Below are 22,270 nucleotides of genomic sequence, written 5' to 3' on the forward strand. Positions count from 1 at the left end.
TCTCCGTTGTCTTCAGTTCAGCACTTTATTGAGATGCTCTGCCAGGCGAGCGATATCTTCTGCGCCGTCGCCTTCAATGATGATGTGTTTACGTTCTGCCTGCTGCGGGGCATAAATATTGACCATTTCGGCCTCGGGAGACACCGGCGACCAGCCGATGTCATCGGCCGTCCATTGGGTAACGGGCTTTTTCCCTGCGCCGAGAATCGCTTTCATGGAAGGAATACGCGGTTCATTAATATCTGACGTGACGCACAAGACGGCAGGAAGCGGCACATCAATAATCTCTATTTCATTTTCCAGTGTGCGTTCGACCGTAACGTAGCCGTCATGGATTTCAATGTGGCTGACGGCATTGACGGTGGGCAGATGAAGCATTTCCCCGACACGCAGCCCGGTTTGCTGTGCATAGAGATCGCCAGAGCCTTCGCCACACAGCAGCAGATCAAAACCGATTTTCTTCGCTGCTGCGGCAATGACCCGGGAGGTTTCGTGCGCAAGCGCAGTTGACAGCCGCTCGTCGCGCACCAGGTAGAGTCCATGAGGACCTCGGGAGAGTAAATCTTTTCGCAGTTTGGCGTTATCCAGCGCCTGACCGCCAACGCACAGGGCTATGACTTCATCGTTTTCACCGGCCAGCAGGACGGCCTCTTCAATAGCATTGAGGTCGAATGGGCTGATTTTCTCTCCAGCACGCGTTGTGTCCAGCGTTCTGTCGGCGGTGATAGTGATGTCTTGTTCTTCCGCGACCAATTTATAACAGGCAAGTAATTTCATGACGTATCCTATTATTTTTCATACTGTTTCAGGATCTGGCGGGCTGAGATATACACCATAATCTCGTCAGTACCGCCACCGATGCGGTTAACACGGGTATCTCGCCAGAAGCGGGATACCCGGCTGTCATTGGTGTAACCAAGGCCACCTAAAATCTGCATCGCATCGTCAATGACTTCACAGGCTGACTGTGCGCAATACAATTTGCACATCGGCGCGGACAGGCGCATGGGTAAATCGTTGTCACATTCCCATGCCGTGCGATAGACCATGTTTTTCATGTTTTGGATTTTTATCGCCATTTGGGTCAGCTTGAGCTGAATCATCTGGAACTGGCCGATATTTTTATCGAACTGAATACGTTGGTTGGCGTAGCGGGCGGCATCTTCAAAGGCGCATTCCGCCACACCCAGCGAGTGTGCGGCGATGACGAGACGTTCAATATCGAAGTTTTCCATCATGTGAATGAAGCCGTAACCTTCGCGGCCCACCATCGCGCTTTCTTCCAGTTCAACGTTATCGAGAAAAACCTCACAGTTGCTGACCATGTGCCAGCCGATTTTGTGCAGGCTATTGCGCTTAACGCCCGGCATGTTTGGATCCACCCACCACAGGGTGAAGCAACGCTTCGGATCTTCCGGTTCGGGATTGCGTGCCAGCACCAGCATGTATGGGTAATCTTTGGCGCCCGTGATGAACGTTTTTTGCCCGTTCAGATAAACTTTGCCATTTCTTCGGGTATAGGTTGTGGCGACGCGGTTATTATCCGATCCCGCCTGCGGCTCGGTGAAGGCGAGTGAATAGGCAGGGATCCCGGTCAGCCCGACTTCAGCCGTTTTCGCCAACTGTTCTGCATTGCCAAAGCGCTGCATATTATGGATGCATTGGCCTTCCGTCATAATGTAGGCGGGAGCCCCCATGCGCGCGATTTCCTCCAGAACCAGCACTTGCGTCATCATATCGGCGGGGATGCCGCCGAGTTCTTCTGGAATGCCTAACAGCCCCACGCCGCTTTCGGCCAATGCCTGAAAGAACTTGCTGGGGAAGGCGCCATTTTCATCACAGGTCTTGAAATATTCTTCGGGAAAATCTCGTGTTATCAGTTCGCGGATACTGGCTAAAAGCAGTTCCTGCTCTTCGGTCAGGCTAAAGTCCATGATGTCTCCTCAATGATGCCTGCTGATAAGAATTGATGTTTCGGACGATGTTCATTTCTTTATATTCTGATCGTGCCTGGACGCCGACTTGCAGAATAATTGGTATGAGGAGAATAAATTCAGCGGGCATTAATGATGCATAGACATATTTAACAACGTCCTGGACAAAACGAGCATTTAGTATGTTTTTGTGATGCGGGTTCAGAAATAAGCGCTGGGTTTTGGTGATGTTCGATTTGTCCTGTTTTTGGTTAAATCTGTCAATGTCAGGAGGACGAATTTTATTTTTATAATCCATCACGTTAATTCATGGAAACAGGTTGGTTAGAATATCTTATCTTTTATATATTCATATTCTTATGGCCTGCATTCTTACCTGAGTATTCAACGTGGAGTGGGGTTGGTATATGTCCATTTTATCTCAGCAGCAACTGGAAGCATTGAAGAAAAAAGTCAGAAAGGTTACCGAAACTGAGCTGGAAGAAATTCAACTGGAAGTTGAGCGGACGAATGTCTTTCCTGACTCTTATTACGACGTTTGCCGTAAAAACGATCTGTTTCGTCTGGCAATGCCTGAAGAATTTGGCGGTATGGGACTCAACTGCGAACAGTTCTTTTCGGTGATGGAAGAGTTTTGCCGCGGGCCTGGTGGGATGCGTATGAACCTGCACCACGCCAACGGATTGAACTGGCGAATTATGTACGATCATGGCGCAGAAGATTTGCGTGCTAAATGGTTACCGCTGCTGGCGAATAAAGATGCGTATATTAACTTTGCATTAACTGAGGCGGATTGCGGTTCGGGTGCAGATATTCGTACTACCGCGGTTAAAAAAGGGGATAAATATATTCTTAACGGAACTAAGACGTTGATATCTCATACGGATATATCCGATGGGAGCTATGTTATTGCGGTTACGGATGAGAATAAGCGTAAAAAGGGTGGCTTAACAGCATTCTTTATCGAAACGAATACCCCCGGTTATTACATTGATCCTATGCCGCATATGATGGGGTGCCGTGGTGCGGGTCATGCTTATCTGCGTTTTGAAAACTGCGAAGTCCCTGCGCATAACATTATGGGGAAAGAGGGCGATGGCCTGGATATTTTCATGAATGCGCTGGCGCATTCACGCGCCATGATTGCCGTAACCTGCCTTGGCATGTCACAGCGCTTCCTGGAGCTGGCGATTGCCAGAGCAAAAGATCGTGTGACTTTTGGTAAGGCTCTCGTTTCTCGCCAGGCGATTCAACAAACGCTGGCGGATATGGGCACGCAGGTACATGCGCTGCGCGTCATGCTGCGCGACTGTGCGCAAAAATTCGACCGTGGCGAAGATATTGAGATGGTTTCAGCCATGTGCAAACTGCACGGCATTGATACCGTGCGTACGGTATCGGATAGCTGTCTCGAAATCTTTGGTGGTATTGGCTATTTCGAAGATAACCCGTATGGCCCGGTAGAAAGGATGTACCGCGATGCTCGTGCCCTGTGGTTTGAAGAAGGCCCACGTACCGTGCAGCGACTGACTATCGCACGCCCATTGATTGCCGCAGGTGGTGAGATTCGCTAGTCCGGGGGCGTTTGCACCGTGTCAGAGGTTAGCCGATTTTACGGGACACTAACCTCAGTTTTGGTCGTACGTCGCTGTTTATCCTGTGGCTACGGCCATTTTTGCTTTTTTGCGAGAGTGACCTATGAGTACATCACCAGGGAACAGACGCTGGGGCATTATTGTCCTGCTCATTATTGATTATTTCGTCATGTTTGTGGCGCGAAGTGGGATGTCGATGTGTGGGCCTGCATTAATGCAGGAATATGGCTGGAGCGCTATGCAGTTTGGCTGGGTATCCACGGCGTTTTTCATTGGCTATGCCGTCACAATGTTACCCGCGGGTTTACTGGCGGACAGGTTCGGCGGCGGGGTCGTTTTGGTGACCGGAACATTATGGTGGGCAGTTTTCACATTTCTAACGCCGTTAGGATCAACGCTGGGCATCATGATGTTGCTGCGTATTCTGGTCGGGATTGGCCAAGGGTTGCTTGTGCCGGCTAACTTTTCACTGGCGGCAAAATGGGTACCTAAGCATGAAGCAGGAATGGCGACAGGATTATTGCAGATAGGTTGCCCTACTGGTATTGCCGTTGCCATGGTTCTGGCTGCATGGATAGTCCAACGCTGGGACTGGCAGGCCGTGTTTTACGTTGTATCGGTACCCGGCGTACTGTGGTGTCTGCTGTGGTGGAAGCTCGGCAGCAACCGTCCGCAACAGGATACATTTATCACCCAGGGGGAACGAGACTATATTCTGGCTGGGCAAGTCTCTACTGAAATCTCTCCGGCCACACAAAATGAGCCGCTAAGTAAAGGCGATATTCTGGCAACCCCTTCAGTCTGGGCATGCGCCTTATGTTACTTTTGTACCAATTACCTCTTTTTTCTCTTCATGACCTGGCTGCCAACCTACTTTGCTATGGGGCGTGGAATCGATCTCAAACAAAGCGCGATTTTTTCTATGCTGCCGTATCTGGTGGCAATCTTTGCCTATCCGCTGGGGGGCGTAGTTACTGATGCCGCATGTCGTCGATTTGGACAAAACGTCGGACGTAAGATTTCTCCGGTACTGGGGTTATTATTAGCTGGGGTATTTTTGATCCTCGGCACTCAGGCAAACAGCTTGTGGAGTGCCGCCACGCTTATCTCTGCGTCGAACTTCTTCCTGTGCTTCACGATGGCTGCACACTTTTCAATTCCTATTATTTTCTCGCAAAAAGACACCGGTATGTTGGTCGGGCTGAACGGGGTGTTCGGGACGTTGGCGGGTATTCTCTCGCCTGTACTCGCTGGCTGGGTGATTGATGTCTCCGGTGGTCAGTACGAGTACGCACTGTATCTGGGCGCGGGCGTGGCGATTGTCGGAGCCTTCTTTATGTTAATTGCGCGCATTCGGCCAATAGAAAAGAAATCAGCACGCGTAAGCGCCGGTGGCCGTAAAGGATTTGCCGGTTAAACAGGCTACTCATTATTGAGGGAATATGACGTATGAGACCATTAGAGGGCGTTAAGGTCGTTGATCTGACATCATTTCTGGCTGCGCCAACGGTAGCGCGTATTTTAGGTGATTGGGGGGCGGATGTGATCAAAATCGAACCGCCCATCGGCGATCCTGGTCGTACGCAGGCGTCAGTTTTTAATATGCCGTATGAAGATGATGAGAATCCGGCATTTGATATTTCCAATGCCAATAAGCGTTTTCTGTGCCTGAATTTGAAACAGGAGCGAGCGAAAGAAATTGCCTGGCGTATTCTATCCACCGCTGATGTGGTAGTGACCAGCTATCGGACGAAAGCGCTGGAGCGGCTGGGGTTCTCATGGGAAGAGTTGCACCTGCGTTTCCCTCGTTTAATTTTCGCTCAGATTCTGGGGTACGGTGAGCAAGGGCCAGAAAAAGATACCGCAGGGTTTGATGCGACGGCCTATGTTTGCCGGGGAGGGATCCTGGGGTCGACAAACGAACGGGGGGAAACGCCGATTAACTCAGTTAATGGGTTTGGCGATTTCCAGGCCTCCATGTGTCTGGTTTCGGGTGTTTGCGCGGCGTTATATGGTCGTACGCTCTCCGGACAGGGGGATAAGGTCACTGTGAGTCTGCATCATACCGCGTTGTTTATGATGAGTATTGCCGTCACATCGGCGCAATACGGCAACGTTTATCCTAAATCCCGTTGTGAAGTCGCGAACCCGTTCAACAATACCTATAAAACCCGTGATGGTCGCTGGATGGTAATTTGTATCCCAGAGTACGATCGCTTTTTCAATAAGTTCATGACGCTACTTGGTCGCGAAGATTTGGTCGACAGTCCCGAGTTTTGTCGTATTGCCGATGTCAATCTGCATGGACGTAACCGGGATATTATCAGGATCATCAGTGAGCAGGTCGCTAAACGCTCGCTTGATGAAATGATGCAGATGTTAAAACAAAACGACTTTGCTCATGAGAAAGGCTTCACGCCTGATGAAATCCTTGACGATGAGCAGGCGTGGGCGACGGACTGTCTGCGAAATGTTGAATATATCACTGGTAACCGACGCGTGCTGGTGACCCCTCCTGTGAACATTGGCAGTATGGGGCCTGCACAAATTCGTCCATCCCGCAGATTAGGGCATGATTCGCAGCAAATTCTTTTGGAATACGGATATTCTGTCGAGGAGATAGCGCGTTTGAATGCTGACGGCGCGGTCATTATGCCCGCATAACCTTAGCCCGCCAGGGGATGACACCGTTGCCGCCTGGCGGGTCCATTTGATTGGGTGGGGAAGCATTGATGACAACGACCATTCCTACTTATGCGTTATATGGCGAGCAGTCGGAACCAGGCTGGGAAAATTTCTTTAATGTAGAAATGATCTCATTGCGTTCAAAACCCCTGAACTGGAAAGCCAGCCCGCATATTCATGACTCATTGATTCAGACCCTCTTTATTCAGAGTGGCGAGGTTGATGTTTTAATGAATTACACCCGGATGAAGTTGAAGGGGCCGGGTCTCATCCTTGTACCTGCGCAGACCGTTCATGGTTTTGATTACCGGCCCGGTACGGAAGGGATGACGATCACTGCCTCACAAGGGCCAATGGAGTCGGTAATGGGATTATTGGCGCCCAACGTTCTCACTCTGATGCATAAGCCCTGCGTAATCCCCCTCGATGGCTCCCCAGAAGACGGGAAAATTATTCAGGGTTTTTATCAGTCTTTACAAAAAGAGATGCAGAAACCGAGGGTTAATCATAAGGCAATGTGCATTTCGATTTTTATTTCCATCCTGGTTCACCTCACGCGTATCAGTACCCTGACAGAAGAACAGCAGAAATTTGATATCTGCTCGCGTAAAGCCTCACAAATAAACAAATTCCTCCTGCTGGTGGATCAGCGCTTTCGCCAGCGGCTGACCGTTAATGATTATTCTGAAGAGATGGGGATGTCCCCGGGGCATCTGTCGCGCTTATGCCGGATAACATTAGGCATGTCCAGCCTGGATGTGATTAATATGCGCGTACTGCAGGAAGCCCAACAGGAGCTGGTCTACACCTCTAAGACGATAAAGCAGCTTGCGGCTTTTTTAGGATTCAATGATGAAGCCTACTTTACGCGTTTTTTCCATAAACATACGGGTGTCAGTCCAGGACAGTACAGGGAGTTGGCCTTACAAAAAATATCTACAGGGGAGGTGTGCCAGGTTATGGGCGCTGCTGATGAGAAAGAGTGCATCACGCAATAACCCCCACCCGTAAGACGGGTGGGGTTGTTACAGTAAATCAGACGCAGTTAACGGACAACCAGTACCGGCAGAGTGGCGTGGCGGACAACGCTGGAGGCGTTTGAACCGAGCAGGTGGGTACTGATGGACGGGTTACGTGACCCAATGACCACCACATCCGCATTCAACTCTTCACCCAACTCGTTGACCACGTCACGGACACTACCAAAGCGCACGTGTTGTTTAATGCGGGAGGGATCGATGCTGAAGTGACCGACCATTGTTTGCAGACGCGTTTCCGCTTCGTGTTGCAGATGCTCTTCAAAACGACGAACGTCTGCCGCAAAGCGGTGCAGGCTTAAGCTCGCTGAGCCTGGCAGCACATGCAGCAGATGGATAACGCCGTTTTCCTGTGCCAGGAATTCTGCATGGCGAATAGCCTTGTCACTCAGTTCCATTTCGAATACATCAACAGGCATTATGATTGTGTTGTACATAAACATTCTCCTTGTCATTACATGAACACATAACAGCATAGTATTAAAAATGATTCTGTCAGTCACGGCACAGATTTATGTTTTGCGAACAGGAAATAACGTGAGGAGCGGGGAGATGAGGAGTAACCGGAAAGAGGATGCAGATGCATCCCCTGCAAGATAAAGCGAATAGCTTTGATAAGACAGAGTTAGCGCAGGTAGTCGCCCGCAGCTTCTGGTTGGTACTCAAGCTCGATGACTTCGAGGTGTGTTGATGTACCGCCCGGCAGTTCCCAGTGAATGGTGTCGCCAACGCGCAGGCCCAGCAGTGCCGCGCCAACAGGCGCCATGACGGAAAGCTGTGTGCTGCTGTCAGTCATATTAGCCGGATACACCAGGGTACGCACACGGACTTCGCCATCACTCAGATTGCGGAATTTCACGCGGCTGTTCATGGTCACGACATCGTGCGGCATGGTTTCTGGAGAACACATTTGCGCGCGATCCAGCTCGGCGTTCAGGGCGTCGGCAATGGGTAAACCAGCAAACGCAGGTTGCTCCAACAGGCGGTCAATGCGTTCCGCATCGAGGTCGTTAATGATGATAGTTGGTCTGGACATTTATTACTCCATGTCGTCGATACTGCGGGTGCGCAGGTAAATAATCCCAAAAGAAAACCCTCACCGTCAGGCGGCAAGGGTTTAGCTTGTATGATGATACTGAGACTTACCCCATGTTTGAAGTGATTTAGTTCACATTCAGGTAAATCATCAATATTGTCGCATATGGTGTGATTTTAGCCGAAAAACGTGATCGTTCTCCAATTTGCATTATGCTTTTTAAGCGCTCGTTGCGGGTGCGTCAATACAACTCAGTGTTCCGCTACAGGAGATCTCATGAGCCAGTACGACAAACTTACCTTAAAAGACGGCAGCTATTTGCATTTTAAAGACTGGGGAAGTGGACAGCCCATCGTGTTCAGCCATGGTTGGCCGCTGACGGCAGATGCGTTTGAGGATCAGATGCTGTTTCTTGGGTCGAAAGGATTTCGTGTGATCGCCCATGACAGGCGCGGACATGGCCGCTCGGCCCAACCGTGGGATGGCCACAATATGGATCAGTATGCTGACGATCTGGCTGAACTTACCGCGCATCTCAATCTTAAAGATGCCGTGCATGTTGGACACTCTACCGGCGGTGGGGAAGTGGCGCGTTATATTGGCCGCCATGGGACGCAGCGGGTGGCAAAAGCGGTGTTAATTGGCGCGGTGACGCCCATCATGATCAAGACCGACTTTAACCCGAATGGCGTGCCGAAAGAGGTGTTTGATGGCATCCGGGAAGGGGTAGTGAACGATCGCGCCGCCTTCTTCTATGAACTGACCGCGGCATTCTATGGTTATAACCGTCCGGGCGCAAAAGAGTCGAAAGCCGTCCGGGAAAGTTTTGTTGAACAGGGCTTACAAGGGTCCATCAAAGCGTTGTACGACTGCATTCATGCGTTTTCAGAAACAGACCTGCGTGGCGATCTCGAAAAAATGACCATCCCGACGCTGGTGATCCACGGCGATGACGATCAGATTGTCCCGTTTGAAACCTGCGGCAAGGTCGCGGCGGAAATATTGCCGGATGCGCAGTTGAAGGTATATGCCGGAGGTTCTCACGGTATTTGCACCACCCATAAACAGCAGATCAATGGCGATCTGCTCAACTTTATTCAGTCGTAATCTTTAACGGATTGTTCTACGCTGATCTTCTTTTTCCAGGGAGATGAGCGAAGCATAATTCGTGCTGCGCTACCGTTAATGACACCAGAGAAGGCTATGTATTTCTATCAACCATCACAGGGACACGGCTTACCGCACGACCCGCTAAATGCCATCATTGGACCGCGCCCCATTGGCTGGATTGCGTCGCGCGATAGTAACGGGCGACATAACCTGGCGCCATACAGTTTCTTTAATTGCTTTAACTACCATCCGCCGATTATTGGTTTTGCCAGCAGCGGCTGGAAAGACAGCGTGCGGAATATTGTCGAAACCGGTGAGTTTGTCTGGAACCTGACCACCCTTGAACTGGCTGGCGCGATGAATGAAACGTCTGCCAGCTTGCCGCACGGCGAGGACGAGTTTTTTGCCGCTGGGCTGAATAAAGCCGACAGCCGGATTGTCAGCGTGCCGCGCGTGGCGCAAAGCCCGGTTAATTTTGAGTGCCGTTTATCGCAAACTCTGCAACTGACCACTGCTGACGGCGCGCCTGTAGAAACCTGGCTGGTGCTGGGAGAAGTGGTGGGCATCCATATAGACGAAACGCTACTGGAAGAAGGCATCTACCAGACGGCGAAAGCGAAGCCGGTACTGCGTGCGGGTGGACCCACGGCGTACTATTCAATCAGTGAAACACACCGTTTTGATCTGGTTCGCCCGGACGCCCGTTTGCAACGCTAAGCATGCAGACCGACGCCCGGTTTGCGCGTCGGTCGTGATTTTCAGTATCCTGCCTTGTCGATAATAAACTGTTTACCGCAGTTACCCGGATGCGGCTGCGGTAAGAATGACTGCGCAGATAGCGGTTGATTGATGGTGTCGGCTTTCAGGGATAGCTGGATCTCTGTGAGATAAGCCGGATTGCCGTGGCAGCTTAGCTTCACGGCTTTGACGTTCTCTTTGCCCCAGCTTTTGGCGATAGCGGCGTCAAATGCGTTGCGGCTGACGGTTTTGCCGTAGTTATCCGCGAGGAACTTGCCCGCTTCACTGTTTTTGAATTCATTATTCAGCCGCACCATCGTGCCAAAGTACACGTCGGGATCAAAACCAAAACAGGCGCCGTGTTTGGCATACTCGTAGCGTTCCAGGCAGGATGTTCCGCCAGCGCCTGGCATCACCGCGCTCAGTTTCGCCGCACTCTCCAGTGACAGGCCGGTTTCAGGCGCTGCGCATTTACGGCTGGCACGCGCTTCAGGCAGGTTAGGGACAGGACGCGTTGCGCAGCCAAAACGCATCCAGCGGCGGTTGTCTACCCCGCGAGCGGCGATTGATTTTGGCAGGCTGGGCCACAGGCCGTGAACGGTCAGAAAATCCGCTTTGTCTGCAATCTCTTTTTGCAGACGACATTCGTCGGGTTCCTGACGATTACGCTCGTGTTGGCTTTGACAGAAACCGGTTTGCCAGGAGAGGGCCAGCACGTAGCGGTCAAAATCAGCGTACTGTTTTGCCTGAAGTTCATCGGCCTGAGCCACAGAAACTGGCAGCAGAAGCGCTGCCAGTAAAGAAGAATAACGCCACGTTGATGTCATGATGATTTCGGATACTTATATAAATTCTGAATATCATCTATTTAATCATAAAAAATGCCAGTCAGGTTTAGCTGACTGGCATCATTTTCATCAGGCGTGAGCCGGAATGATTAGCTCCACATTGCCAGAATCGGCCAGCCGACCAGCAGAAGCATAGCGATGTAGATAACGCCGAAGATAGCTCCCAGACGCCAGTAGTCTTTAGACTTCACATAACCACAACCGTAGATGATAACGCCAGGGCCGGTTGCATACGGCGTCAGGCAGCCCATGATACCGATGGACAGCACCAGCAGGATACACAGATGTTCCATTGGAACGCCCGGGATACCTTTACCGACCGCCAGAATAACCGGCAGCATGGTGGCGGTGTGTGCGGAAAGGCTGGCGAACAGGTAGTGAGCAAAGTAGAACACCAGCACCAGCACGATCACGGTCGCGTTAGGTGAGAAGCCTTCCAGGTGCGTGCTCATGGTGTTAGCGAACCAGTCGATGAAGCCTGAACGGGTCAAACCATTTGCCATAACAACCAGCGTGGCGAGGTTTACCAGTGTGTTCCATGCGCTGTTATAGCGGGTAATATCTTTCCACGGTACAACGTGTAGCGCCAGCATCAGGGAAACCGCCAGCAGACCCACCGCGGTGGCATCAATCAGTTTACCCCCGAAGACCCACAGACCCAGGCTGAGCAGAACCAGACCGATCAGGGTCAGCTCTTTACGCGTCAGTTTACCCATGGTTTTCAGTTCTTCACCGGCCCATGCGGCAACTTCAGCACTGTGAGTGACTTCTGGTTTGTACAGAACATAGGACAGCCACGGCGCAACGATCAGCAAAATAATACCGACCGGCAGGAAGCTGAGGAACCATTGCAGCCAACTGATTTGAATGCCAGCAATTTTGTTGACGAATTCCAGACCCAGTACGTTCGGCGCCGCGCCGGTCACGAACATAGAGGAGCTCAGGCTGGTACTGATGACCATCATCCACATCAGATATCCGCCGATACGGCGCGCGGAAGGATCGTTCGGGAATGATTTAAACAGCGGCGGCAGGTTTTTGATAACCGGGAATACGGTACCACCGGTACGCGCGGTGTTGGACGGTGTAAACGGCGCCAGCAGGATGTCGATAATAACAATCGCATAGCCCAGCGTCAGGGTACGTTTACCCATGAATTTCACCATGAACAGCGCGATACGACGACCCAGGCCGGTAACTTCATAACCCAGTGCGAAAATAAACGCGCCAAACACCAGCCACACGGTGGTGCTGGAGAAGCCCGCCAGACCCCATTTCAGCGCTTGCTTACCCGCTTTGAATGCCGGGTCGGCCAGCTCGGATGCGTCAAACAGCAGATAGTTACTGCCGATAACGCAGATCGTCACTGCGATAAAGCTGATTGCCGTTGCCGGAATTGGCTCCAGAATCATCCCGACAATCATGGCCACGAACACGGCAAAATAGTGCCATGCCTGTGGGGGCATGCCATCAGGGACGGGGATAAGAAACATGACACCCATGACTACCAATGGGGCCAGTAACTTCCAAATTTTATCTTTTGCTAAAGACATGTGTGTGATTCTCCGGAAAGGATCTTTAATTGTGATAATGATGAACTTGTGAAATCTGAGCTAAGAACCATGTGACGATCAGCAGATCGGCGCAGCCTCCAGGACTGAGGTTGCGTTCAATGCACTGTTGGTCGAACTGGCGTAGGTATTCGAGATCGGCAGGGGTACGAATTCCGCCTTGTTGTAACAACGTGGAGGCCTGCTGCTGTAACCAGCGCAAACCTTCTGCGCCACCACGGGAAGCCACGTTGGTGTCGCCGTTGATAGACATCAGCAGCAGTAACGTATCGAGTAACGCCAGTTCAGGATCGCGGCCCTCAGCCAGCAGTGCACGGTAGTGCGGCAGAGCATGCTGAATGACGAGGGGATATCCTGCTTCGGCTTCGCCGCGTGCGCCGGTTAATCCCAGTTGCTGATAAAGACGTTGGCCAGCCGTGAGTTGTTGGTTGTTCTGGCGCAGTTCGCGCTCGGTCAGGCCACGGCAAAATGTTGCTGCCGTAGAGCAAAGGGTTTCAGCGGTAACGCTCAGGCGGAGCTGGAGCAGGCGGCCAATGGCGGCGCACAGTAATCCCAGCGAGAAGATGCTGCCTTTATGGGTGTTCACTCCGGCAGTAGCGCGAAACATATCGGCTTCGCAGGCCATGCCCAGCGGACGTAGTCCTGGCAGGACATCTTCCGGCGACTGCTGTGCGCTAAATGCGCCGTATTCGATAAAACGCGGCAGCCATGTCTGAATCGCTTCAGCACTGCGATAAAAATCTTCCAGCGCCATGTCTTTATGCGCGCCGTTATTAATACGATCCACCAGACCCGGTTTAGGCGACAGGTTGACTTCCGTCAGCATGGCGCGCCACGCCAGCGTGGCGTAAGCGTCAGGCAGATCCAGAGGAAGAACTGCGTTATGAGTTGATGTTGCGGGAATCGGCATCATGCAGCAGTGCCTCCATCTGAGTGAGTAAGTCGGAAAGCGCGTGAGTTTTACCCCGCGCGCATTCGGCAGCGCTTTGCTCGCATAGCAGACAGCGGCGGGCAGGGAGCGCGAAATGACGCCGGGACAGAATTTCCCCTTCAGGGTTCAGGACGTCGATGTCCCATAACCGTCCCAGCGGATGTGAATGCTCAAGTCCGATAGTGGCGAGCTTGAGGTACTGGGCCGGAGCCTCAATGGCCAGCAGGCCTTCCGGTCCGCTGGCAGAGACCAGCGCAGTTTGCTCCCTGACAATCCAGGCGGATTTTTCCGCCAGCGCGAGCAGGGCGGTGACGCCGTGATTAAAGATGCGACGGGTTAATTCGCTGTCTTTAATCGGACCTGGCGCGACCACGGTAAACGAGACCAGTGGCGCGTGATGATGCGTGAGCCAGGCATGCTGCCTTGCTTGTCTCTCATCTCGGCTGGCGAGCAGCTCAGGGATGGAAACCGCGTGGCAGGTGGCGTGTTCAGGGAGCAGGTGCATAGCTTATTCCTTCACCTGATGCACAACGTCAATTACCGAACCATCGCGGTAGCGCACAACGGCAATTACGCGATCGGTAAATTCGATGGCGCGCGGTTGACCGGTTAGCTGCTGTGCACGTTCGCGCAGCCATTCAATCGACACCACTTTCATGCCAGCTTCTTGCAGGCGTTCCGCCAGTTCAGGGCGAGCAGGGTTGACGGCGATACCGTGGTCGGTAACCAGAATGTCAACGCTGGAACCAGGGGTTACGCAGGTCAGCACGTTATCTACCAATGTCGGGATGCGTCCACGAACCAGCGGTGCGACGATGATAGAAAGCGCTGCGGCCACAGCCGTATCGCAGTGACCACCGGAAGCGCCACGCAGTACGCCGTCGGAGCCGGTCAGTACGTTAACGTTGAAGTTGGTGTCTACTTCTAATGCGCTCAGTACCACAACGTCCAGGCGGTCAACGGATGCGCCTTTCGAGCCCCAGTTAGCGTACTGGTTAGCGCTGATCTCAATGTGGTTTGGATTGCGGGCCAGAGATTTCGCGGCGGTACTGTCGAAGCTTTGTACATCCAGCAGTTTGCGGATTAAGCCTTTTTCATGCAGATCAACGATGGTGGCGGTAATGCCGCCCAGCGCGAAATCGGCATGGATGTCACGGCTACGCATTTTGTCTTCCAGGAAACGGGTAACGGCCAGAGACGCGCCGCCGGTTCCTGTCTGCAATGAGAAACCTTCATTGAAGTAACCGGAGTTAGCAATGACGTCTGCCGCGCTGCGGGCGATCAACAATTCACGCGGATTGGTGGTCATACGGGTCGCGTCAGCACCAATTTTGTCCGCATCGCCGACCTGGTCGATCTGCACGATCAGATCCACTTGATCCTGGGTAATGCTGGCCGGGTTGTGCGGATAGCTCAGCAGTTGTTCTGTCAGCAGAACAACCTGCCTGGCGTTCTCGGCATCGACGCGGGCATAGCCCAGTGAGCCGCAGCATGCTTTGCCGGTATAACCGTTAGCATTACCAAACTGGTCGCACGCCGGTACGCCGAGGAATGCGACATCAATGTTGAGTTCGCCACTTTGCACCAGGTGTACACGACCACCGTGGGAGTGGATTTGCACCGGCTCAGCCAGCAGACCACGAGAGATCTCTTCTGCCAGCGGGCCACGCAGCCCGGAGGTATAAATTCGGCTGACCACGCCCTGACGGATGTGCTCAACCAGCGGCGCGTGGCAGTCGCTCAGGGAGCTTGAGGCCAGCGTTAGATTTTTAAAGCCCATGTTGGCGATGGCGTCCATCACCAGGTTAATCGTCAGATCGCCACCGCGAAATGCGTGGTGGAAAGAGATGGTCATACCATCCTGTAAACCTGAACGACGAATGGCGTCTTCCAGATTAGCGCACAGCTTTTTGTCGCGCGGTTTTTGCGCCTGCAATTCTACTTTTGCGGTGCTCTGATAAGCGGAAAGCTCGCTTTCTGCATGACGGCTCCAGGTCGCCACGCGATCCTGGCGTTGAGACTGTTCGATTTTCTGCGTCATTTTTTTGCCTTATTCTTCGCGAATGCCGGAAAGTTCTGCACGGGAGATAACCAGAAGGGCGCGCTCGATAACCGGGCTGTCGACCATCTTGCCGTTCAGGGAAACCACGCCACGACCTTCGCGGGCGGCAGCTTCAGCGGCTTCCACCACCTGACGGGCATGAGCCAGCTCTTTGCGCGTCGGGGCATAGAGGTTATGCAGAAGTTCAATCTGGCGAGGGTTGATCAGCGACTTGCCGTCAAAACCCAGTTGCTTGATGTGTGAGGCTTCGTGCAGGAAACCTGCTTCGTTGTTGGCATCGGAATAGACGGTATCGAATGCCTGAATACCGGCAGAGCGTGCAGCCTGCAAAATAGAGCAGCGGGCAAACAGCAGTTCAGTGCCTTCCGGGGAACGTTCAGTGCGCAGGTTACGCACATAATCTTCAGCACCCAGTGCAATACCAATCAGACGCTCGGAAGCGTGGGCGATTTCTACCGCGCGGGTAATGCCTAACGGCGATTCGATAGCGGCTAACAGACCGGTGCTGCCGGGTTCGCGACCACAGGCGTTTTCGATGCGCAGGATTTCGCTTTCGATGTCGATGACATCCTGTGCGGTATCGGTTTTCGGTAAACGCACGATGTCGGCGCCGCCGCGCACAACGGCTTCGAGGTCATTGATGCCCCATTCGGAGTCGAGGGCGTTTACGCGCACGATGGTTTCTACGTCGTGATACAGCGGATGTTGCAGCGCGTGGTACACCATGCGGCGGGCGGTATCTTTTTCACGCAGCGCGACGGAGTCTTCCAGGTCGAACATCAGCGCATCAGCCGGGTAGATAAACGAGTTGCTGACCATGGCGGCATTGGCGCCCGGTACGAACAACATGCTACGGCGGGTACGGGTTTTACGTTGTTGTAAAGATTCGGCAATCACTGGCAATCCTCCCATGGCAGTGCCGGAATACCGCCAGCGCGGGCCAGTAGTGCTTCCAGTCGCGCACGTAAAATGCAGTCCAGTGCGCCTTTATCATCAACATTCAATTGCACGCCGCGTACGTTGTAGCGGGACAAAACGTCCAGAATGGTGGCCCGGATGGCATCACCGAACTGCTTTTCGACGCTACTATTAACCTGCAGGTCAATATCCTGCGAATCGAGTGGGGCGATGCGAATCATCACATCACCGGACTCGAGAGTGCCTGCGACGGCTGCCTGGTTTATTTTCATTTTTCACCTGTTGCTAATGCGGGGGTATTTTGGCGGACTGCCGCACCCGATGAGGCTCGTTCAACCATGCTTTGCAGATAGCGCAGCGTGGCGTCAGGAACCAGGGATGCGATAGCCGTGAGATCTTTTTTAACCAGCAGCTTGCGCACCCAGGAGGCGGAAATCGGCATCTCCTGGAAGCACAGCCGCTCAATTTCCACCAGTTCAATCGGTGGGGCGGGAAGCGTTGGGGTCTCCAGCCAGTAACGCATATCGTTGTTGTACTGGGAGGTGACGGTGCAATACGGCTCGGTACCCACGAAACGGTGCGTAACGCCGAGAGCCGGGGCCAGGTACTGGCGGAAGATTTTCAGGTCTATTTCGGTGTAGCAGTGGTTAATAACGCTCTGCTCTTTGATGAAGTAGCACGGGAACGTGGCGCGGGAAATGATGTATTCCGAACCGCGATGCACGGTTAAACGCGGAATGTCTTTTGTCCCTTTAAGTACCAGATCCAGTCGGTCTTCATACGGAAAACGCGAGGTATCTTCTTTCACCAAAAACAGATGCAGCCAGTCACATTGCGCGGCCGCCTGTTGGATCAGAAAACGATGACCGTTGGTGAAGGGGTTGGCGTTCATGACGATACAGCCAATTTTTTTCCCTTCATGACGCTGTTTTGCCAGCGATTCGGCGTAGCGTTTCAGCCGCGTGGTGCTGTTTTCCATCAACACCATAATGCCGGGCACGCTGGTGAGTGTGGAAAAGCCGCACTGTTTAAACAGCGATTCGTACTCGGTTTTGGTATAGATGAAGAGGTGCGTACAGTGGCGCTCATAGGCGAGGTTGATGAGTTCTGTCGCCAGCGTCAGCGCCAGGCCTTCACCGCGCACGGACTCACAAATCGCGACGCACTTAATGATATTTCCGGCGATACCGCCACAGGCAATCAGGCGATCGTCACGGGTGACGGTGATAAATACTTCGACGGTGGTATCAACGCTCAGATCGTTCTCTTTCAGAAATTGCGCGATAGCCGCCATCTTTTTATTTTCTGAGCGTTTAACTTGCGTGAATATATTATTACCGAACATAGTAAATAGAGCCCCGATGCTATATTTGTTACTGGGTTTCTGTTTTTGTTGCTCTGATTAGCAACCTGATAACGTTTTGTTTGCAATTGAAGGGAATGGTTTTTTATTACGGAGTATTTCTTTTTTTCCCTGCTGCATACATCGTAAGGAGTATTTTGGAGGTAATTTTTGATTTATTTCACAATAAGTTAGAAGGTTTTAATGTGTTTTATGGTTTTAAGTTTTTTAATTAATTTAACCCGGAAATAGCGCGTGGTTTTAATTTGTTTAATTGATTTAAGGTGGGGAATCTGCAACGATCCTGTTTTATATCGTCACTTTTAAATAAAACATTTTTATTACAACTACAATAGAAAATAAGTTTCGGTAACGTCGGTGAGGAAAATTTATGGCAGAACAGAAAAATAAAACACGGTTTCCTTTTTTTCGCAGTCTGGCGTTTCCGTTACGCATTTTTCTGCTCATTCTGGTCGTTTCTGTTCTTATTATCGCAGCGTTAGCACAATACTTTACCGCCAGTTTTGAAGATTATCTGACGACACATGTCCGCGATATGGCAATGAACCAGGCCAAAATCATCGCCTCTAATGACAGCATCATCACGGCGGTGAAGCATCGTGATTACAAGCGTCTGGCGACTATTGCCGACAAACTACAGAGCGGGACTGATTTCGATTATGTGGTGATTGGAGATACCCATTCTATTCGTCTTTATCATCCGAACCCGGAAAAAATTGGTTACCCGATGCAGTTCACCAAGCCTGGCGCGCTGGAAAAAGGTGAGAGCTACTTTATTACCGGCAAAGGATCTATTGGGATGGCAATGCGCGCCAAAACCCCTATCTTTGATGACGATGGCAAAATCATTGGCGTGGTCTCAATTGGCTATCTGATCAGTAAAATTGATAGCTGGCGCTCGGATTTCTTACTGCCAATGGCTGGGGTATTTATCCTGCTGTTGTTGGTACTTATGCTGCTCTCCTGGTTTTTTGCTGCCCATATTCGTCGGCAGATGTTGGGGATGGAGCCTAAACAAATCGCGCGGGTGGTGCGTCAGCAGGAAGCGCTGTTCAGCTCGGTGTATGAAGGGTTGATTGCCGTGGATCCTGACGGATATATCACTGCGATAAACCGCAGTGCGAGGAAAATGCTGGGGCTGTCATCGCCGGGCAGAAAGTGGCTGGGCAAACCGGTAAATGAAGTCGTTCAGCCAGCGGACTTTTTCACCCAGCAGATTGCGGAACAACGCCAGGATGCGATGGTTAATTTTAATGGGTTGAGCGTTATCGCCAACCGTGAGGCGATTCGCTCCGGTGACGAACTGCTCGGCGCCATTATCAGTTTTCGTAGTAAAGATGAAATTGCTACCCTTAATGCGCAATTAACGCAAATCAAACAGTATGTTGAGAGCCTGAGAACGCTGCGTCATGAGCACCTGAACTGGATGTCGACTATCAATGGCCTGCTGCAAATGAAAGAGTATGACCGGGTGCTGGCTATGGTTCAGGGCGAGTCACAGGCACAGCAACAACTGATTGACAGCCTGCGCGGCGCCTTTGCCGATCGTCAGGTGGCGGGGCTGTTATTTGGTAAGGTGCAACGTGCGCGGGAACTGGGTCTTACGATGGCCATTGTTCCTGGCAGCCAACTGCGCCAACTGCCTGAAGGGCTGGATAGCACAGAGTTTGCAGCAATTGTTGGCAATCTGCTTGATAATGCATTTGAAGCGAGTTTACGCACCCAGCAAGGCAACAAAGTCGTCGAACTTTATTTGAGCGACGAAGGGGATGATGTGGTCATCGAAGTTGCCGATCAGGGATGCGGTGTGCCGGAAGCATTGCGTGAAAAAATATTTGAACAGGGTGTAAGCACCCGTACCGATGAACCAGGCGAACATGGCATCGGTTTGTATCTGATTGCAAGTTATGTGAGGCGCTGTAACGGGGTGATTACGCTCGAAGATAACTCCCCTTGCGGCACCTTATTTTCTTTATTTCTTCCGAAAGTGAAAAAAAATAATGACGGAACCATTAACGCTACTGATCGTTGAGGATGAAACGCTACTGGCGGAAATGCATGCTGAATATATCCGCCATATACCCGGCTTCAGCCAGATATGGCTGGCGGGTAATCTTGCGCAGGCAAGAATGATGATTGAGCGTTTTAAGCCCGGTTTGATTCTTCTTGATAACTACTTGCCGGACGGTAAGGGTATTACTTTGTTGCATGAGCTGACCCAGGCGCGTTATCCGGGCGGTGTGGTCTTTACCACGGCGGCCAGCGATATGGAAACGGTCTCCGAGGCCGTGCGCAGCGGCGCGTTTGATTATCTGGTCAAACCTATCGCTTACGAGCGGTTGGGGCAGACGCTGACGCGGTATCAACAGCGCAGACGCATGCTGGCAGGCAATGACAGCGCCAGTCAAAAGCAGATTGATGAAATGTTTAACGCCTACGCGCGCGGCGAGCCGAAAGGCGATTTGCCGACCGGGATTGATGCGTTAACGCTGAATGCGGTGCTGAAGCTATTTGCCGATCCGACGGTACATCATACTGCGGAATCGATCGCCCAGGCGCTCACCATCAGTCGTACGACCTCCAGACGTTATCTGGAGTACTGTGCCAGCCGCCATTTGATTATCGCGGAGATTATTCACGGGAAGGTGGGTAGACCGCAGCGTATTTATCACGGCGGCTAATACACGTCATCCTTYAAGCTGCCTCTTTGTTGGCTGCGTGCAGAAACCCCAGTCACATAGTTATCTATGCTCCTGGGGATTTCTTTACTTGCCGCCGCGATGCAGCATAAATGATTATGTGTATTAAGGTCAGGTATTGACAGGTATCGTTAACCGCCAATCAGGGCAGACGTTGCCGGTACCATCACTTCGGTGGCGATGATCACCACCAGCAGTCCGACCAGCACCGGAACCGAGGTACGTTTCACAACTTCGAACGGAGAAATCTTCGCCATCCCAGCCACAGCCACAACGACGCCGGAGACCGGAGATATGGTACGCCCGAGGTTGGAGGCCTGAAGCATCGGGATAGCGAGGTAAGCCGGGTTAATGCCGGAAGAGTGTGCCAGTTTCGGGATCATCTCAACGAAAGCATAGAACGGCGCGTTACCGGAACCCGTGGTCATTGCTGCCAGCATGGTCAGGATCACCAGTACCAGCATCAGAATAATACTCGCTGAGCCAAACGAGGTGGCGATAGAAATCAGGCTTTGAATAAAGCCGATGGTACTCAAGCCTTGGGCAAAAACACCCGCAGCGACGAGCAGCATCACTACGTTAGCAAAGGCGTCCGCCATGCCCCGGTAAGCGACTTCCAGACCTGAAAACACCTTCTGAGTATTGAATCCGCGAACAAATTCCAGAACGGCGGCGATGAGCATGCACAGTACCAGGATAGTAATAATGTGCAGCTGCGGACCCCATTTACCATCAAAAATCAGAACGCCTACGATCGGTGTAAACGGCAGGATGGCGTAAAACGACGGCGCGGTAGTGGTGATTTCTGCTACGTCTAACATTTCGTGAGAAATGTTCTCTTTTTTATCCAGGTAGCGCTGCCAGAAAAAGTGTGCGATCGCCATAGCAATGATGGCGGCAATGGAAATTGGCAGCGTGGTTTTAAACGCGAAATCAATCAACGGCATTTCTGCGGCTTTTGCCGCCAGCACCACATCACCGGATGTCGGTGAAAGAATGATTGCAGCGGGGGAGGCACATATGGCCGCCGCGGCGCCACGGCTGATCCCAACGTTAACCATAACCGGGAAAAGCGTTGCCATCAGCAATACGCCCAGGCCGGTAGCTGAGGAGACTGCCAGCGACATCAGACAAGCGACGAAATAGGCGGCAATCATCAACAGATAAGGTGAGTTGATATATTGCAGCGGTTTGGAGGCCAGCTTAACGACCATATCATTCGCGCCAATATGCGTCATGTAGGCGGCAAAACCACACAGCATCATGATCATCATGCCGAGATCGCCACCGCGACTCATCAGCAGAATTTTAATGTATTCAACAATGTCTGTAGCAGTATAGCCCGTCGTTGCTGCGCTGGAAGGCAGAACTTTATGTCCCATTACCGCACTGATAATCAGCAAAACCAGACCGCCAACAAACAGTACGCCGGTGGCGGAATAACCTTTGATGATGTAGCGCGCTACACCCACAATAACCACAACCCCAATAAGGAGTTCAATAAATGTCAACATTGTTTCCCCTGTCGCATTGCTGCCCGGAAAGTAAAAAAACTAAAAAAAGTAAAAAGTGGTGACAGAATGTGCCTAATAAACCGATAACTATTGCTGATTGAAATCAATAAAAATACGGATTCAACCGATGGCCTGACTGTTTTTTCAACATCGTGGTTTAAAAAAGAATATCCCCGGCAAAAACTGTGAAACAGCATTGCTGCTGTGTGTGTTTTGATATGAGAGTGTT

21 protein-coding genes are annotated in these 22,270 nt (G+C 51.8%); 8 read left to right on the forward strand and 13 right to left on the reverse strand.

All coding sequences use genetic code 11. The features are described from left to right. Window positions 1-12: 12 nt before the first annotated feature. Window positions 13-777 (reverse strand): electron transfer flavoprotein, encoded by a 765-nt coding sequence (locus JSN25_RS11675; protein ID WP_038638677.1) that lies wholly within the window; start codon window positions 775-777, stop codon window positions 13-15. Window positions 778-788: 11 nt separating this feature from the next. After that, the gene (locus JSN25_RS11680) at window positions 789-1,934 is read right to left on the reverse strand and encodes an acyl-CoA dehydrogenase (protein WP_069323144.1); all 1,146 of its coding nucleotides are present in this window, start codon (window positions 1,932-1,934) and stop codon (window positions 789-791) included. A gap of 407 nt (window positions 1,935-2,341) precedes the next feature. Here JSN25_RS11680 and JSN25_RS11685 point away from each other — a divergent pair, with 407 nt between their 5' ends. The 4 genes from JSN25_RS11685 (at window position 2,342) to JSN25_RS11700 (ending at window position 7,212) form a co-directional block, all read left to right on the forward strand. Continuing rightward, window positions 2,342-3,508: an acyl-CoA dehydrogenase family protein gene (locus tag JSN25_RS11685; RefSeq protein WP_038638685.1), complete on the forward strand. Its 1,167-nt coding sequence runs from the start codon at window positions 2,342-2,344 to the stop codon at window positions 3,506-3,508. Between the two features lie 124 nt (window positions 3,509-3,632). Then, window positions 3,633-4,946 (forward strand): MFS transporter, encoded by a 1,314-nt coding sequence (locus tag JSN25_RS11690; RefSeq protein WP_069323146.1) that lies wholly within the window; start codon window positions 3,633-3,635, stop codon window positions 4,944-4,946. Window positions 4,947-4,978: 32 nt separating this feature from the next. Beyond that, the gene (locus JSN25_RS11695) at window positions 4,979-6,193 is read left to right on the forward strand and encodes a CaiB/BaiF CoA transferase family protein (RefSeq protein ID WP_038638690.1); all 1,215 of its coding nucleotides are present in this window, start codon (window positions 4,979-4,981) and stop codon (window positions 6,191-6,193) included. Window positions 6,194-6,261: 68 nt separating this feature from the next. Further along, a complete protein-coding gene (locus JSN25_RS11700; protein WP_038638694.1) occupies window positions 6,262-7,212 on the forward strand; it encodes a helix-turn-helix domain-containing protein in 951 nt (316 codons plus the stop codon). Window positions 7,213-7,259: 47 nt separating this feature from the next. Here the strand turns inward: JSN25_RS11700 and uspG are convergent, their stop codons facing one another. Together uspG and rnk are read right to left on the reverse strand one after the other, a co-directional pair. After that, complete coding sequence (gene uspG, locus JSN25_RS11705; protein ID WP_016152215.1) at window positions 7,260-7,688, reverse strand: universal stress protein UspG; 429 nt, start codon at window positions 7,686-7,688, stop codon at window positions 7,260-7,262. A gap of 188 nt (window positions 7,689-7,876) precedes the next feature. Continuing rightward, a complete protein-coding gene (gene rnk / locus JSN25_RS11710) occupies window positions 7,877-8,287 on the reverse strand; it encodes a nucleoside diphosphate kinase regulator (RefSeq protein ID WP_005120853.1) in 411 nt (136 codons plus the stop codon). A 276-nt stretch (window positions 8,288-8,563) separates the two neighbouring features. Between rnk and JSN25_RS11715 the strand changes: the two genes are divergently transcribed. Both JSN25_RS11715 and JSN25_RS11720 read left to right on the forward strand, forming a co-directional pair. Next, window positions 8,564-9,394: an alpha/beta fold hydrolase gene (locus JSN25_RS11715; protein ID WP_038638697.1), complete on the forward strand. Its 831-nt coding sequence runs from the start codon at window positions 8,564-8,566 to the stop codon at window positions 9,392-9,394. A gap of 96 nt (window positions 9,395-9,490) precedes the next feature. Next, the gene (locus JSN25_RS11720) at window positions 9,491-10,114 is read left to right on the forward strand and encodes a flavin reductase family protein (protein ID WP_087857129.1); all 624 of its coding nucleotides are present in this window, start codon (window positions 9,491-9,493) and stop codon (window positions 10,112-10,114) included. A 41-nt stretch (window positions 10,115-10,155) separates the two neighbouring features. Here the strand turns inward: JSN25_RS11720 and rna are convergent, their stop codons facing one another. The 8 genes from rna to citC form a co-directional block, all read right to left on the reverse strand. Beyond that, window positions 10,156-10,962: a ribonuclease I gene (gene rna / locus JSN25_RS11725; protein WP_160955443.1), complete on the reverse strand. Its 807-nt coding sequence runs from the start codon at window positions 10,960-10,962 to the stop codon at window positions 10,156-10,158. Window positions 10,963-11,072: 110 nt separating this feature from the next. Further along, entirely contained in the window at window positions 11,073-12,536 is a 1,464-nt protein-coding gene (citT, locus tag JSN25_RS11730; protein WP_038638704.1) for a citrate/succinate antiporter CitT, read from the reverse strand. 25 nt (window positions 12,537-12,561) lie between these two features. After that, complete coding sequence (gene citG, locus JSN25_RS11735) at window positions 12,562-13,467, reverse strand: triphosphoribosyl-dephospho-CoA synthase CitG (RefSeq protein WP_069323151.1); 906 nt, start codon at window positions 13,465-13,467, stop codon at window positions 12,562-12,564. Further along, window positions 13,436-13,990: a citrate lyase holo-[acyl-carrier protein] synthase gene (gene citX / locus JSN25_RS11740; RefSeq protein WP_137351041.1), complete on the reverse strand. Its 555-nt coding sequence runs from the start codon at window positions 13,988-13,990 to the stop codon at window positions 13,436-13,438. The genes citG and citX overlap by 32 nt, the downstream gene beginning before the upstream one ends. A 3-nt stretch (window positions 13,991-13,993) precedes the next feature. Continuing rightward, a complete protein-coding gene (gene citF / locus JSN25_RS11745; RefSeq protein WP_038638713.1) occupies window positions 13,994-15,526 on the reverse strand; it encodes a citrate lyase subunit alpha in 1,533 nt (510 codons plus the stop codon). A 9-nt stretch (window positions 15,527-15,535) separates the two neighbouring features. Beyond that, window positions 15,536-16,444 (reverse strand): aldolase/citrate lyase family protein, encoded by a 909-nt coding sequence (locus JSN25_RS11750; RefSeq protein WP_137351146.1) that lies wholly within the window; start codon window positions 16,442-16,444, stop codon window positions 15,536-15,538. Next, window positions 16,441-16,737, reverse strand: coding sequence for a citrate lyase acyl carrier protein (gene citD / locus JSN25_RS11755; RefSeq protein ID WP_003831276.1), 297 nt, complete (start codon window positions 16,735-16,737; stop codon window positions 16,441-16,443). The genes JSN25_RS11750 and citD overlap by 4 nt, the downstream gene beginning before the upstream one ends. After that, on the reverse strand, window positions 16,734-17,810 hold the full coding sequence (gene citC, locus JSN25_RS11760) for a [citrate (pro-3S)-lyase] ligase (RefSeq protein ID WP_038638718.1): 1,077 nt from the start codon (window positions 17,808-17,810) through the stop codon (window positions 16,734-16,736). Before citC ends, citD begins: the two co-directional genes overlap by 4 nt. A gap of 388 nt (window positions 17,811-18,198) precedes the next feature. Here citC and dpiB point away from each other — a divergent pair, with 388 nt between their 5' ends. Both dpiB and dpiA read left to right on the forward strand, forming a co-directional pair. Beyond that, window positions 18,199-19,860: a sensor histidine kinase DpiB gene (dpiB, locus tag JSN25_RS11765; protein WP_159121142.1), complete on the forward strand. Its 1,662-nt coding sequence runs from the start codon at window positions 18,199-18,201 to the stop codon at window positions 19,858-19,860. Further along, window positions 19,829-20,509, forward strand: a complete 681-nt coding sequence (dpiA, locus tag JSN25_RS11770; RefSeq protein WP_087857132.1) for a two-component response regulator DpiA — start codon at window positions 19,829-19,831, stop codon at window positions 20,507-20,509. Before dpiB ends, dpiA begins: the two co-directional genes overlap by 32 nt. Window positions 20,510-20,658: 149 nt before the next feature. Here dpiA and dcuC read toward each other — a convergent pair whose 3' ends face one another. Next, entirely contained in the window at window positions 20,659-22,041 is a 1,383-nt protein-coding gene (gene dcuC / locus JSN25_RS11775) for an anaerobic C4-dicarboxylate transporter DcuC (protein WP_038638723.1), read from the reverse strand. Between the last annotated feature and the right edge of the window lie 229 nt (window positions 22,042-22,270).

This window comes from Citrobacter cronae, assembly GCF_016893685.1.
In the GTDB taxonomy this organism is placed as follows: domain Bacteria; phylum Pseudomonadota; class Gammaproteobacteria; order Enterobacterales; family Enterobacteriaceae; genus Citrobacter; species Citrobacter werkmanii.

Excerpts from the sequence above, each read along its gene's own strand:
- JSN25_RS11675 (WP_038638677.1), bottom strand. The coding sequence starts at position 777 with ATGAAATTACTTGCCTGTTATAAATTGGTCGCGGAAGAACAAGACATC.
- JSN25_RS11680 (WP_069323144.1), bottom strand. The coding sequence starts at position 1,934 with ATGGACTTTAGCCTGACCGAAGAGCAGGAACTGCTTTTAGCCAGTATC.
- JSN25_RS11685 (WP_038638685.1), top strand. The coding sequence starts at position 2,342 with ATGTCCATTTTATCTCAGCAGCAACTGGAAGCATTGAAGAAAAAAGTC.
- JSN25_RS11690 (WP_069323146.1), top strand. The coding sequence starts at position 3,633 with ATGAGTACATCACCAGGGAACAGACGCTGGGGCATTATTGTCCTGCTC.
- JSN25_RS11695 (WP_038638690.1), top strand. The coding sequence starts at position 4,979 with ATGAGACCATTAGAGGGCGTTAAGGTCGTTGATCTGACATCATTTCTG.
- JSN25_RS11700 (WP_038638694.1), top strand. The coding sequence starts at position 6,262 with ATGACAACGACCATTCCTACTTATGCGTTATATGGCGAGCAGTCGGAA.
- uspG (WP_016152215.1), bottom strand. The coding sequence starts at position 7,688 with ATGTACAACACAATCATAATGCCTGTTGATGTATTCGAAATGGAACTG.
- rnk (WP_005120853.1), bottom strand. The coding sequence starts at position 8,287 with ATGTCCAGACCAACTATCATCATTAACGACCTCGATGCGGAACGCATT.
- JSN25_RS11715 (WP_038638697.1), top strand. The coding sequence starts at position 8,564 with ATGAGCCAGTACGACAAACTTACCTTAAAAGACGGCAGCTATTTGCAT.
- JSN25_RS11720 (WP_087857129.1), top strand. The coding sequence starts at position 9,491 with ATGTATTTCTATCAACCATCACAGGGACACGGCTTACCGCACGACCCG.
- rna (WP_160955443.1), bottom strand. The coding sequence starts at position 10,962 with ATGACATCAACGTGGCGTTATTCTTCTTTACTGGCAGCGCTTCTGCTG.
- citT (WP_038638704.1), bottom strand. The coding sequence starts at position 12,536 with ATGTCTTTAGCAAAAGATAAAATTTGGAAGTTACTGGCCCCATTGGTA.
- citG (WP_069323151.1), bottom strand. The coding sequence starts at position 13,467 with ATGATGCCGATTCCCGCAACATCAACTCATAACGCAGTTCTTCCTCTG.
- citX (WP_137351041.1), bottom strand. The coding sequence starts at position 13,990 with ATGCACCTGCTCCCTGAACACGCCACCTGCCACGCGGTTTCCATCCCT.
- citF (WP_038638713.1), bottom strand. The coding sequence starts at position 15,526 with ATGACGCAGAAAATCGAACAGTCTCAACGCCAGGATCGCGTGGCGACC.
- citD (WP_003831276.1), bottom strand. The coding sequence starts at position 16,737 with ATGAAAATAAACCAGGCAGCCGTCGCAGGCACTCTCGAGTCCGGTGAT.
- citC (WP_038638718.1), bottom strand. The coding sequence starts at position 17,810 with ATGTTCGGTAATAATATATTCACGCAAGTTAAACGCTCAGAAAATAAA.
- dpiB (WP_159121142.1), top strand. The coding sequence starts at position 18,199 with ATGGCAGAACAGAAAAATAAAACACGGTTTCCTTTTTTTCGCAGTCTG.
- dpiA (WP_087857132.1), top strand. The coding sequence starts at position 19,829 with ATGACGGAACCATTAACGCTACTGATCGTTGAGGATGAAACGCTACTG.
- dcuC (WP_038638723.1), bottom strand. The coding sequence starts at position 22,041 with ATGTTGACATTTATTGAACTCCTTATTGGGGTTGTGGTTATTGTGGGT.